Origin of the sequence: Archangium violaceum Cb vi76, from assembly GCF_000733295.1 — a bacterium.
Taxonomy (GTDB): Bacteria; Myxococcota; Myxococcia; order Myxococcales; family Myxococcaceae; genus Archangium; species Archangium violaceum.
The window spans coordinates 58,240-69,822 of the sequence record NZ_JPMI01000394.1; the positions used below are offsets into that span (position 1 = coordinate 58,240).

General features: G+C 68.6%; 11 protein-coding genes and 1 tRNA gene. 3 read left to right on the forward strand and 9 right to left on the reverse strand.

The window, feature by feature from the left end; genetic code table 11:
- Positions 1 to 20: 20 nt before the first annotated feature.
- Positions 21 to 1,397 (reverse strand): RagB/SusD family nutrient uptake outer membrane protein, encoded by a 1,377-nt coding sequence (locus tag Q664_RS48870; protein WP_052519656.1) that lies wholly within the window; start codon positions 1,395 to 1,397, stop codon positions 21 to 23.
- A 19-nt stretch (positions 1,398 to 1,416) separates the two neighbouring features.
- Positions 1,417 to 4,416, reverse strand: a complete 3,000-nt coding sequence (locus Q664_RS48875; RefSeq protein WP_200883882.1) for a SusC/RagA family TonB-linked outer membrane protein — start codon at positions 4,414 to 4,416, stop codon at positions 1,417 to 1,419.
- A 318-nt stretch (positions 4,417 to 4,734) separates the two neighbouring features.
- Between Q664_RS48875 and Q664_RS48880 the strand changes: the two genes are divergently transcribed.
- Complete coding sequence (locus Q664_RS48880; RefSeq protein ID WP_043413589.1) at positions 4,735 to 4,956, forward strand: hypothetical protein; 222 nt, start codon at positions 4,735 to 4,737, stop codon at positions 4,954 to 4,956.
- On the opposite strand, the gene Q664_RS58660 is transcribed toward Q664_RS48880, so the two are convergent.
- Positions 4,935 to 5,007: transfer RNA gene (locus Q664_RS58660), tRNA-Cys, on the reverse strand. The genes Q664_RS48880 and Q664_RS58660 overlap by 22 nt on opposite strands.
- 283 nt (positions 5,008 to 5,290) lie before the next feature.
- On the opposite strand from Q664_RS58660, the gene Q664_RS48885 reads away from it, so the two are divergent.
- Complete coding sequence (locus tag Q664_RS48885; RefSeq protein ID WP_043413592.1) at positions 5,291 to 5,968, forward strand: hypothetical protein; 678 nt, start codon at positions 5,291 to 5,293, stop codon at positions 5,966 to 5,968.
- Between the two features lie 6 nt (positions 5,969 to 5,974).
- Here the strand turns inward: Q664_RS48885 and Q664_RS59795 are convergent, their stop codons facing one another.
- From Q664_RS59795 to Q664_RS53815, 6 genes are all read right to left on the reverse strand, one after another.
- On the reverse strand, positions 5,975 to 6,145 hold the full coding sequence (locus tag Q664_RS59795; RefSeq protein ID WP_160174669.1) for a hypothetical protein: 171 nt from the start codon (positions 6,143 to 6,145) through the stop codon (positions 5,975 to 5,977).
- 121 nt (positions 6,146 to 6,266) lie between these two features.
- Positions 6,267 to 6,578, reverse strand: a complete 312-nt coding sequence (locus Q664_RS48890) for a hypothetical protein (RefSeq protein WP_043413594.1) — start codon at positions 6,576 to 6,578, stop codon at positions 6,267 to 6,269.
- 220 nt (positions 6,579 to 6,798) lie between these two features.
- Positions 6,799 to 7,383: a hypothetical protein gene (locus tag Q664_RS58665; RefSeq protein WP_152622801.1), complete on the reverse strand. Its 585-nt coding sequence runs from the start codon at positions 7,381 to 7,383 to the stop codon at positions 6,799 to 6,801.
- An 82-nt stretch (positions 7,384 to 7,465) separates the two neighbouring features.
- A complete protein-coding gene (locus Q664_RS48900; RefSeq protein ID WP_152622802.1) occupies positions 7,466 to 7,942 on the reverse strand; it encodes a hypothetical protein in 477 nt (158 codons plus the stop codon).
- A gap of 78 nt (positions 7,943 to 8,020) precedes the next feature.
- A complete protein-coding gene (locus tag Q664_RS48905; RefSeq protein ID WP_052519657.1) occupies positions 8,021 to 8,695 on the reverse strand; it encodes a DUF2381 family protein in 675 nt (224 codons plus the stop codon).
- A 347-nt stretch (positions 8,696 to 9,042) separates the two neighbouring features.
- Entirely contained in the window at positions 9,043 to 9,729 is a 687-nt protein-coding gene (locus Q664_RS53815) for a protein kinase domain-containing protein (RefSeq protein WP_075207727.1), read from the reverse strand.
- Between the two features lie 428 nt (positions 9,730 to 10,157).
- Here Q664_RS53815 and Q664_RS48915 point away from each other — a divergent pair, with 428 nt between their 5' ends.
- Positions 10,158 to 11,582 (forward strand): hypothetical protein, encoded by a 1,425-nt coding sequence (locus Q664_RS48915; RefSeq protein WP_043413603.1) that lies wholly within the window; start codon positions 10,158 to 10,160, stop codon positions 11,580 to 11,582.
- Position 11,583 lies beyond the last annotated feature (1 nt).

Genomic DNA, 11,583 nt, shown 5'->3' on the forward strand with positions numbered 1-11,583 from the left:
ATTCCCTCAGTGAATGAGGATTAGCGTCCGATCATCTCCGTCGTGGGGATGGGGAAGCGCGGGTGCACGTTGAAGGACATGCCCGGGGGATCCTCACGCTTCAGCTCCTCCAGCTTCCCGTAGCGGCGCATGTCGATCCACCGGTGCCCGCCCTCCATGAGGAGCGAGAAGCGGCGCTGATAGAGCAGCTCGTTGATGGCGAGCTCGCCCTCCAGCACCTCGGGAATCGGCGCCTGGCCACCGGAGTCTTCCCGGATGGTGTTGATGTCGGCCATGGCGGTCTCGTACCGCTCCAGCCGGATGTTGGCCTCGGCGCGCAGGAGGATGAGCTCCTCGTTGCGGATGATGGGGATGGAGGCGGTGTCCGCCGTGTACTGCGCGAAGCCCTTGGAGTACTTCTCGATGACCCCCGGCAGCTCGCCGGGATTCTCCGAGTCCTTCACCTTGCGCCCCACGCGGGCGTCCAGCGAGCCGTCCGGCTGCTTCGCGTCCTCCAGGAGGATGGGGTTGGCGAAGATGTTGGGGCCGTTGAGCGTGTTCTTCACGTCACCGGAGCCGGTGCCGTAGGCGTGGTAGACGCCCAGGTCGAGCGGGGCGTCGATGTCGAGGAACGACTCCTCCAGGTCCACCAGCGCCTCTTCCCAGCGCTCGCGGTACACGTCCACCCGGGCCTTGATGGCGCGGTTGACCTTGATGAAGTTGGGCACGGTGATGTCGATCACCTTGCCGTCCGTCCGCGGCTCGAAGTCCCGGAACCCGCTGCTCATCGGGAAGGGGAACGCCGTGCCACCGGCCTCCAGGTGCGCCTTGGCCTCGTCGAGCAGCGTGGCGATGTGCGCCAGCACCTTCTCCTTGGTCTCGATGGGGGCCAGCGGGGCACCGAACGGGCGGTTCACGTCGATGGGCGCGCCGTTGGTGTCGCGGGTGTTGACGATGACCAGGAAGTCCAGCGCCTGGATCGTCTTGGCGAAGCCGCGGATGGCGTTCTTCTCGGCCTCCGTGACGCCTTCCACCTTCTCCAGGGCGTTGAGCAGGGTGTTGGCGTTGCGGATGTTGGCGTAGGGATTGTCCCAGAAGTTGCCGCCGAAGGCCGGGCTGCCGCCGTTGAGCGCGGGGCCCGCCAGCATCTCGCCGACGTAGCGCGGGTCCGCCGAGTCCAGCACGAGGCTCTCGCGGCCGAGCACGCCCATCAGGGCCACGTAGCCGTTCTGGTTCGTCATGCCGGCGCGGGTACCGATGAGCAGGCCCGTGGACGCGTTGATGACCGCGGTGCGCGTGGGGGTCTGCTGGAACGAATCGAGGCTCGGGTTGTTGAGGTCCGGGACCGTCAGGTCTCCGCACCCGCCCAGCATCGCCGTGGCGCACAGCGCCAGGGCCACCTTCTTCATGTTCTTCATGTCGCGAATCCTCATGGTCCTAGAACCCCACGTCGAGCGACGTCCAGAAGCTGCGGCTGGGCGGGAAGGGAGCCACGTCAACGTTGCGGGCGATGGGATGGTTGCCGAAGTTGCTCACCTCGGGGTCCAACCCGGAGTAGTTGGTGAAGGTGAGCAGGTTGCGGCCGCTGATGTTGAAGCGGGCGGACTTCACCATGGGCACCTTGGAGAACAAGGAGCTGGGCAGGTTGTAGCTGAACGTCACCTCGCGCAGCTTGAGGAACGTGGCGTCCTCCACGTACACGGCGGCGTCGGTCAGCCAGTCCTTCTGGCGCTGGGCGCCGCGCGTCGCGTAGTCCACCGAGTTCTTGTTGGCGTCGTACAGGAAGCGGGTGAGGTTGATGATGTCGCTGCCCTGCTGCCAGTCGAGCAGGAAGGACAGGCTGAAGTCGCGGTACTTCACCGTGTTGGCGAAGCCCATGCGGAAGTCCGGCTCCACGTCGCCCACCTTGCGGAGCACCGTCGTCCCGTCCTCCTGCACCAGGTCGCCGACGATCTGCGTGGCGCTGGCGCCCTCCTGGAGGCGGAACTCGCCCAGGCTGGTGCCGAAGACGGGGATGCGCACGTCACCCTCGGGCAGCGCGGTGACCTGGCTGCGGTTGAGGGTGAAGGTGGTGTTGGACGTCCACTCCCAGTCCTCGTTGCGCACCGGGGTGACCTGGAGCATGGCCTCCACGCCGCGGTTGAACATCTCGCCACCGTTGGTGAACTCGGTGGTGAAGCCGGTGGAGCCGGGGATGGTGCGCGGCAGCAGCAAGTCGTAGATGTTGCGCTGGTAGACGGTGAGCTCCACCACGGCGTTGCCGTTGAAGAGCATGGTGTCCACACCGGCCTCGAACTCCCGCTGGCGCTCGGGGCGGAGGTCCGGCGAGCCGACCGAGCCGGTGCCGAGGATGGCCGGCAGGCCTCCGATGTTGTTGATGGAGGACAGGGAGGTGTACTTCTGGCCGTAGGTGGGCCGGTTGCCCGTCTCGCCGTACGCCAGGCGCACCTTGAACTCGTTCACCGCCGGGTGGAAGGGCTGGAAGCGGTAGGCGGCGGCCACCTTGGGGAAGAAGAAGAGCTGGTTGGGGTCGCCGTTGGCGCTGCTCTGCTCGCCGCGCACCGCGCCCACCAGGGTGAGGTGCTCGTTCATCAGCAGCATCTCCTCCTGGAGGTAGAAGCCGCGGTCACGCACGAGCGCGCGGTTCTGGCGCACGCTCAGCTGCGTGCCGGAGCTCACGTTCTGCTGGTCGGCGATCTGCCCGCTGCTGCGCACGTAGAGCGAGTCCACGCCGCTCTGCTCGTACTGGAAGCCGGCCGAGGTGGTGGCGTTCACCGCGCCGCTGGCGGGCTTGTAGTTGTGCACCACGTTGACGCCGGTGTTGATGTTGAGGACCTCACTGGTGCCGTGGAGCGAGGTGCCCGGGAGGTTGTCCAGCGGCAGCTCGAAGGCGAGCGTGCTGGGCGAGAACACCTTGTTCTGCTGCTGGAAGCGGTCCACGCCGAGGTTGCCGAGCACCTTGAAGCTCTGCGTCTCGCTCTTGTAGACGTTCCACACCGCGTCGGCCGAGCCCAGCAGGCGCCACACGTCCTCATCGTTCGTCATGAGGGCGGCCGTCTGCAGCGGGTTGGAGCGGCTGGAGACGAAGGGGTTGGCCGGGTAGACGCCGGAGCCGTTGGCGCGCAGGTCCACGAAGCTGGGCGTGGAGGCCAGCGCCATGTAGTAGGTGATGTTGGTGTTGTCGTTGTTGGTGAGGCCGCGGTTGCCCAGGGTGTGGACGAGGTTGGCGCTGGCGTTCACCTCGACGTCGCTGCCCAGCTTCTGCCCGAGGTTGAGGCGGAAGGACTGCTTCTGGTAGCCGGTGTTCTGGATGATGCCCTTGTCATCCCTCACCATGGCCGAGGCGAAGTAGCGGGTGTCCCCGGAGGAGCCGCTCACGCTGGCGAGCGTCTCGTAGGAGACGTCCCGGCGGCCGGCGAGCAGGGCCTCCTGGTTGAAGGTGCTGCCGGTCCAGTGCTGGGCCGCCACGCTCTCGCCGTAGCGCTCCACCACCTCCTCGCGCGAGGTGAAGGGGCGCGAGCCGAGCGTGTTGGAGAGCGAGTACATGCCCACGCGCTGGGTGACGTCCACCCGGGGCGCGCCGGCCTTGCCCTTCTTCGTGGTGATGATGACCACGCCGTTGCTGGCCTTGGAGCCGTAGATGGCCGCCGCGGACGCGCCCTTGAGGACCTCGATGCTCTCGATGTCGTTGGGGTTGAGGTCCGCGATGCGGTTGACCTGGTTGTCCTGGGTGGCCGCGGGGTTGGAGCCACGCACGGACTCGGTGAGCTGGTAGACGCCCGAGGCGATGGCCACGTCGCTGATGAGGACGCCGTCCACCACGTAGAGCACCGCGCTGGAGCCGTTGACGGTGGACACGCCGCGCAGCTTCAGCTGCATGCCGCCGCCCGGCGCACCCGAGTTGCTCTGGATGTTGGCGCCGGCCACCTTGCCCTGGAGGGCCTGATCCACCGTGGCGGCGGGAGCGCGGTTGAGGTCCTCGTTGTTCACCGAGGCCACCGAGTTGGCCAGGTGCTTGCGGGCCAGCTCGCTGGCGCGGCCCACCACCACCATCTCCTCGACGAAGGTGGCGTCCAGCGACACCGTCACGGTGTCACGGTTGGCGCCGACCACGACCTCGCGGTCCTTGTGGTCCTGGCTGGAGAAGAGCAGCGTGACCGGGCCCTTGGGGAGTTCCAGGGTGAAGGAGCCGTCCAGCTCCGTCTCCACGCCCTTGGTGGTGCCCTTGATGATGACGCGCGTGAGCGGCAGCCCATCGTTCGTCAGCGCGTCCAGCACCTTGCCGGAAATCTTGCGCATGTTGGAAGGAGTCGGGGCCGGGGCCGCGGGGGCGGCCGGCTGCGGAGCCTCGGCGGCCGTGCCCTGCTCCTGCGCCTTGGCTTCGACGGAAAGGAGTGCAAGTGCGCACCCCGAAATCAACGCTTGTTTCAGCGTCATTCGCTCTTCACCTCAAACGTTCTGCGGATGGAGCGGCCCCCCTGTAAGGGCTGCCGTTGAAAACGAATCGTGTGTGGGAAGAGCAACCACCGTCAACGTCGCTTATGAAACGCAAAACCGTGTATGCTCGGGCGTACTTTCCGGTGACGCGGAAATTTTCGCGCCCCAGTCGCCAGGGTTCACGCCCGGTGCGTTCGGGCCCGGCATCCACGTTGGGAGGGCAGGCGGCCAGGGCGGCCCTCCGCGAGGACACGCCGGGTTGGCGTCGCGCGGGGGGACTCCCTCTTTGCCCTGTCTCGTCACCGACAGGAGGGGTCCATGTTCAAGGGCTCGGGAGGGTTGGCCGCCGCGTTGCTCGTCACCGCCGGTTGCAAGCAGCCGGGGCGGCAACAGCGGCAGGAGCAGGTGGCGCGCACCCGGCAGCGGAACGCCCAGGTGCAGGGAAACCAGCGGCTCCAGCAACTGGTGACGGGCCAGGTGGTGAGCGCGAGCCCGGACGCGCGGGGGGGGGGACGAGGTGGAGGCCCGTCCGGGAGTTGAACCCGGCAACAACGGTTTTGCAGACCGCCGCCGCCCCGGGCGGAACGGGCCTCATCGGAGTGCTCGAGGTGTCCCTCGAATCAGCCTGGGAAGAGGGACGGCGCGCACGCGATGTCCTGACACGGCGCTCCGGTTCACTTCTACGTACGTGGAAGTGGATGGGAGGCAGGGCATGGGTCTCAGCGCATGGACTGCCCGTCGCGGATGGAGACCTCGAGTGCTCGCGCCATCGTGCAAGCCCGCGAGTTCACGGGCCCTGCTCTTGGTCCGGGCCTTGCTGCTCCTGGAGGCAGCCGCGATTCACGTGGCTGACCTCATACCGAGGGGAGCAATCATGAGTGAGAAGAACGCGAGCGACACCCTGTCCGGGCTGACGCTCATCCAGGTGCGTGACTCCATCCGCGCCCACCTGACGCAGGGCAACGCCGGGCACCATGCCATCGGCCGACTCTACAACCACACCGTGAGCAACAAGCTGGCGGAGAAGAATGGGTACTCCAGCGCCCAGCAGTTCTTCAGCCAGAATTTCAAGGAGCTGGCGCAGTCGACCCTGAGCCGCTACGGAGCCGTGGCGCGGCAGTACACCGAGGAGGTGTGCAAGGCGCACGGTGTGGCGAAGCTGGCCTCGCTGAGCACCTACGCGAAGGTGGCGGACTTCGCGCTCTCGGCCGGTGACGTGGGGGCCGTGCCCATCGACGTTCCCCAGGAGGGCGGCAGCGTGGTGTCCAAGCCCTTCGCCGAGTGCAACCTGGAGGAAGTGCTCAGCGCGGTGAAGCACAAGCGCAAACCGTCGAGGCCGTCCATGCCTCCACCGGACGCGGCCCGCGTGGACTTCATGCGGGAGAGCTTCTCGCGGCACTTCGCCCAGGGCGCGCGCGTGCAGCTCAAGACGAGCGTGCAGGGAGGCAAGACGCTGCTCACCATCCAGGGGGTTCCCGTCGATGACGTGGAGCGGCTCGTGGAGGCCCTCATGGATGGTCTCCAGCCCAAGCTCGTGCGCTCCGTGGGCTGAGTTCTCCTAGGCGCCGGGCGGACCGCGCACCGCCATGGCGTGCGCCTCCCCCGCCGTCCGCACTGCTTCGTCCGAGGCGAAGAGCTCCGAGTCGATGCGCTCCGCCTCGGCCGTCGCTCCCTGCAACTCCGCGAGGGCCTCCCGCGCACCGTCACCGGGGCATCCACCGCGTGGCACAGGCGCTCCGGGGCGGCGAAGTCGAGCTCTCCGCGCACCTTCCAGGTGGTGGTCGGCTCGCGCCCAGGCAGACGCGAGAAGGCCGACGTGAAATGGGCCAGCATCACCTCGCCGTCGTCTCTCATGATGAGGGTGTAGGGGTTGACGTTGCGATGGATGATGCGCAGCGCTCGCCCCTCCGCGTCCGTGGGGCGCCCAGCCGTGCCGCTTCCCTCATCCGATCCTGGCCGATGCGACGGCCCTGACGGTCGAGCACGGCGATCTCCACCAGCGCGCCGTACGTCTGTCCGGTGCGCGGCTGGCAGAGATAGAGCTTTTCCCCGAAGGGGCCCTCTTCCAGCTTCTGGAGGCGCAGGTAGTCGGTACCTCCCTGGGAAAAGAGCACGGACAATCCGCTGGCGGGCGCCATGCGCCCGCTCGTGTCGTCAGACATGGAAGGAATCTCCTCGCTTCGCGGTGGAGGGGGCATGGGCTGTCCGCTGACTGCTCGGGGGCCGACCCTGACGCGAAGGTGAGAGGACGGTTACGGCAGCGGTGGGGCGGGAGGGAACGACCCCGGAGGTTGCCCATGGAGGCTTTTCGGAGGCCGGGGGGCTTGCCAAGGCGCTTTACATCCCAGGGCGTTCCGTCGGGGCCTTGCACACCCGGGAGCCTCACCAACGGTAGTGTGTGAAGAGGCAGTCGATGAGGTGCGCCTGGCCGGGCACGAAGTTGGCTGTTCGGGGCACGAGGTCCGGCACGGGTGTGAAGAGGACGTCGTTGGGGAGGCGGGTGTAACCGAAGGTGGACTCGATGAGTGCGGCGAGCTTCGTTTCCTGGGATTGGAACTCAGGAGGGAACGGTGGAAAGCGCAGCCAGTAGCCCTCCTCACTGGGGTCGTTCTTGTCTCTATGGGAGGCATAGAGAGCGTATACGGGGGCGAGCTTGCTCACCATGCACACGACACAGTCATAGAGGGGGTCACCTACCTGGAAGCCCGGCAGGGAGACGCGGCATTCGTAACAGGGGTCATGGCGTGGGATGGTTGTGTCCCAGAGCCAGCAGTCGGGTAGCTCGCGAGAAAGCCGTAGCATGAATTCCTTCCAGGCTGGCGAGGGATTCACGTGGGCCTGGAGCAGCGCTTCGAGGCGTCGGCCTTCTTCTGACTGCTCGTACCGCGGATCTTCATTGCCAAGGTCGGCCGGGTAGTAGCGGTGGACGAGTTGGACGAGCGCGTCGGCTGTCAGTTCTGGATTCATACGAGGGCTGCCCGTTGGGCCGCTACATTGTGAGGAGATACTCAGCCCTTCTACCGTGTTCGTGTCGCGGAGGGCTCGTGCTTCACGGAAACGTCATCCGAGGCACCCCTACCTCCTTGAAGCCGCTGACCTTCGCACCAGGAATGGGGCCAATGTCCTTCTCCGTCAAGATGCGCTGCATGTGCTCCCTGAACTGCTGACAGGCCAAGGCGGTAGGAATCTTTTCCCGCAGGACGATGCGTGCGGCCTTGTCTGCTGCCTTGGCGGCCTCGATTTGTGCGAATTCATCCAGAACCCATCCGTTCACATTCTTTTCCGGAACACCCACTTCGATGTCGCAGGTGGCGGTCAAGGGAAAGGCGGAAGAAATCCTGCTCAGCAAGATGACGACCTGAGCCACCTTCCACCCTCCTCCTTGTGGAGGGCTATAGGGCACGACGTTCTGGAACTGGAACGTGGACGGCGGGATGTGGCCGCCGACACAGGCGAGCAGGGCTGCTCCAAGAAGCGTCAGCGAGAGCCCCATTCCACGAACAGTGACCCGGAGCCGCGAATTCATGGGACCTCCCTTTCCACGCTCAGTGTGAGGGAGGCCTCTGCCACCTGCCCGTCCAGCTTGCGAGACGGGATGCGGCGCCTACGGGAACGTCACGCCCCGCACGGTGAGGGTGCGCGGCCCGCCCGCCTCGCCCAGCTTCAAGAGGAAGGCACCTCGGGTTTGCTCCGGTGTGGCCTCCGACTCCACCATGAGCGAGCCCGTGCTTCCCGGAAGGAGGGGACCGGGCTGCCACACCCGGACAATCCGCAGCCGCTCGCCGTTGGCGCCCACCAGCTCCGCCCCCGGCACGCCCTCCGCCGTCCAGGGCGTGTCGCCCGTGTTCTCCACCTTCAACTCCACCACCACCCGCTTCACCATGCCCGCGTGGTAGCCCCAGGCTTCCCGCCCCCGGAGGACTTCCCCGGGGCGCTGGGTAACGTCCTTGATGATGCGCTTCACGGCCACGCCGTTGAGCCCGTTCACCAGGCCGGCCTCGCGCAGGTCCGTGAGGCCCTCGGGGGACCGGCCCCCGGTCTCCACCCGGGCCAGCCGTGCCTCGCACCGTTCCGCCCGCTCGCGCTCCCGCTGCTCTGCCTGCCGGTAGGACTCGGCCGGGCGGGGCAGGCGGTACACCTCCACCTGCCGCTCGGCCCGGGTGGCGTGCACCACCAGCCGGAAGCGGGCCCACCCAGGCACGGCGTCGTCGGCGAAGCGCGCCGTCATCATCAACTCCCTTCCGGGCGGCAGCGCCCCGGAGGGCAGGAGGTTGATCACACCGGCCCCCCTCGTCCACCGTCACCGACAGGAAGAGCTCGCGCGCCTCCACCGCCACCGTGCCGGGCCGCAGGGGCGCGTGGAACACGAACGTGGTGGCGCGCTGGGGCCCGATGGTGACGGTGTGCACCTGCCCGGCGGTATCCGCCGTGAATTCCACGTGGCGCTCACCCCCCGGTCCCACTCCCCGGTGGCGGGCAGGGCGGCGGCGGGCGGCGGGGTGGAAAGTGCGAGCAGCAGGGGCAGGACGGCCAGGGGCGGGAGTACTTCCAAAGTGGCCTGGACTGACAAGTACCTCCCACGTCGGCCCCACGGCCTTTCCTGCCCGGCTCCCCAACTGCCCGGAGCTACTCACGCTCCGGCACGGGGTCGAAGCGCGGGACGGCCCGGAGTAACACACGGGTGGATTTGGTGGAGATGATGGCGGTATTCGCGGTGCCGCCCGGCTCACGGCGGAGCACGCCCCGCGCGCCATACTCGTACTGCTCGTAGAGCTCCAGGCACATGGGGTAGGTGTGGCCCTCGGGCGTGCGGGCCTGGGTGAAGCGGCCGTACACTCGCTCCGGTCCGACGAACAGCTCCCCGGAGAACACGGTGCCCTTGGGGAGCGGGTACTTGATATCATTCCAGTGGTCCAAGTAGAGGACGACGCCCAGGGCCCACAAGTCGTCGTGGGCATGTGCTTCGTACCGCCCCTGCTCGTGCCGGTGGCCCTTGGCCTCGGGGCTGCGGTAGGGCGCGGTGCCCGGTACCCGGGGCCCCGTCACCGGGTGGGCTCCAGGAAAGGTGCCCACCCCGAAGTCCACCAGCACCGGCCGCCCGTCCTTCTCGCGCACCACCACGTTGGCGCACTTGACGTCGCGGTGCACCGCCGCCAGTTGCCTCCCCAGCGCGCGCACCACCTCCGCCACCCGCCGCGCCGTGGGGTTGTTCCGCCCGGCCCACGTGTGCGGCGACGCGCCCTGGACGTACTCCATGACGAGGTAGACGAAGCGCGGCGCCTTCCAGCTCCCTCCAGGCCCATGCCGCCGCACGCGGCAGGTGGATGAACTTCACCGCGTACGGTTTGCCCCCCGGGCTCCGGGCTCCGGGCCCGGTACACGGTGCCGTAGCCGCCCGTGCCCAGCCTCGCCTCCAGCACCAGGCCCCCCACCTGCGTCCCGGACAGGGGCAGCTGCGGCTCCAAGTATGGCCTGCCGCCACAAGAGGCGCTGCCGGGCCCTGAGCCACTGTCCGCCGACTTCCCGGCCTGCATGCCATCCATGCGCACCACCTCGCAGGTGGGCCAGCATAACACCACCTGGGGTTGCACCAGGTGCTCCGCGAGGGCTCCCTGGAGGTGGGTTTCACTTCTACGTACGTGGAAGTGGATTCGGGGTTGAACCCGTCCAGCTCCTCGCCTTTCTCCCTGGAGTGGGTGACTTGTGGAAGGGCCGCCGAGTGTCCGAGACTCGGAGCCCTCATGCCCGCCAGCGATGAACGCCGCCTGCAGGCCCTCGTCCTCGCCCCCGTCCGGCGCGTACGGCGGCGGCTCAACGCCGTCCTCTGGACGGAGGCGGCGGTGGCTCCCGTGTGGGCCGCCGCCACGGGCTGTGTGCTGGCCCGGATGTTGTTGCGCGACTCCGCCGCCTGGGTGCTCCCGGTGCCGCTGCTCGCCGCGGGCGCGTGGTGGCTCGTCCGGGCCCGTGCCCGGAGCGTGTCCCTGGCGCACGCGGCGGTGCTGGCGGATCGCTCGTCCGGCGCGGGCGGGCTGTTGCTCACCCGCTTGGAGCGCCCCGTGGGCGAGTGGGAGCTCTCCGTCAACCAGTACGCCCGCGCGGTGACGCCGCCACCCGTGGCCTGGAAACGCCCGGTGGGCGCGTTGCTCGCGGCGCTCGCCTTCCTCGTCATTGGATTCCTCCTGCCGTTGCCCGCGCGCCGGGTGACCCCCGCCAACGCGGCCGCCGCGGCGAAGGTGGCCGCCGTGCAGGCCAAGGCCGAGGCGCTCGCCCGTGAGGAGCCGCTGGGCACCCCGCTGGAGGAGGAGCTGCGCCGGCTGTCCGAGGAGGTCGCCGAGGGCCGCTTCGACAGCGCCGACTGGGAGGCCGCCGACAGCCTGGAGAAGTCGCTGGAGGCCCGCGCCGCGAAGGCCGCCGCCGAGCTGGCCGCCGCGTCCGAGGCCGCTCGCGAGCTGGAGGAGTCTCTGGACGCCGCCTCCGGAGCCGAGGCCGCCACCCGGGAGCGCGAGGCCCTGGAGAACGCGCTGATGGCGCTGGGCGCGGACAACGCCGCGCAGCGGCGGCAACAGGGTCAGGAGGAGGGGAACCCCGCTTCTGGCAATAGCGGTGGAGTTCCGAGCTCGGGCGATGGTGGCACCAGCGGCCAGCAGGCCCAGGGGAAGCAGGGAGGCAGCGGAGGAGCGCGCTCGCGCGATGAGGTGGCCAGCCTGCGCGAGACGCTCGAGCGCCGCCAACGTGAGCTGGAGCAGCGCTTCGGCCAGGGCAACGGGCGCGACGGGAACGGGCGCAGCGGCTCGCGGCCGGGAGACGGAGAGGGCGAGGGGCAGGGACGCCAGGGCGGCCACGCGAGCCGCCAGACCCGGCAGGGCAAGGGTGAGGGCAAGGGCGGCACGGGACGGGGCGGGGAGAGCCAGCCGCTCGTCTTCGGCGACGAGGCACAGATGGATCCGGAGCGGCTCGCCTTCAAGCCGCTGCCAAAGGGGCAGGGGGGTGAGGCGCAGGGACTGTGGGGCCTGCGCTCCGCGGAACCTCAGCGGAGCGAGGGCGGTGGAGGGGGCGGTGCGCAGGGGATGGGCGCCCAGGGCGACGCGGAGGCGGGACATTCGACGGGGCCGCTGCTGCCCCGCAACCGGGACCTGGTGAAGCGGTATTTCGGGGGGGAACCCTAGG

Excerpts from the sequence above, each read along its gene's own strand:
- Q664_RS48880 (WP_043413589.1), top strand. The coding sequence starts at position 4,735 with ATGTTCAAGGGCTCGGGAGGGTTGGCCGCCGCGTTGCTCGTCACCGCC.
- Q664_RS48870 (WP_052519656.1), bottom strand. The coding sequence starts at position 1,397 with ATGAAGAACATGAAGAAGGTGGCCCTGGCGCTGTGCGCCACGGCGATG.
- Q664_RS48915 (WP_043413603.1), top strand. The coding sequence starts at position 10,158 with ATGCCCGCCAGCGATGAACGCCGCCTGCAGGCCCTCGTCCTCGCCCCC.
- Q664_RS58665 (WP_152622801.1), bottom strand. The coding sequence starts at position 7,383 with ATGAATCCAGAACTGACAGCCGACGCGCTCGTCCAACTCGTCCACCGC.
- Q664_RS48890 (WP_043413594.1), bottom strand. The coding sequence starts at position 6,578 with ATGTCTGACGACACGAGCGGGCGCATGGCGCCCGCCAGCGGATTGTCC.
- Q664_RS48900 (WP_152622802.1), bottom strand. The coding sequence starts at position 7,942 with ATGAATTCGCGGCTCCGGGTCACTGTTCGTGGAATGGGGCTCTCGCTG.
- Q664_RS48885 (WP_043413592.1), top strand. The coding sequence starts at position 5,291 with ATGAGTGAGAAGAACGCGAGCGACACCCTGTCCGGGCTGACGCTCATC.
- Q664_RS48875 (WP_200883882.1), bottom strand. The coding sequence starts at position 4,416 with ATGACGCTGAAACAAGCGTTGATTTCGGGGTGCGCACTTGCACTCCTT.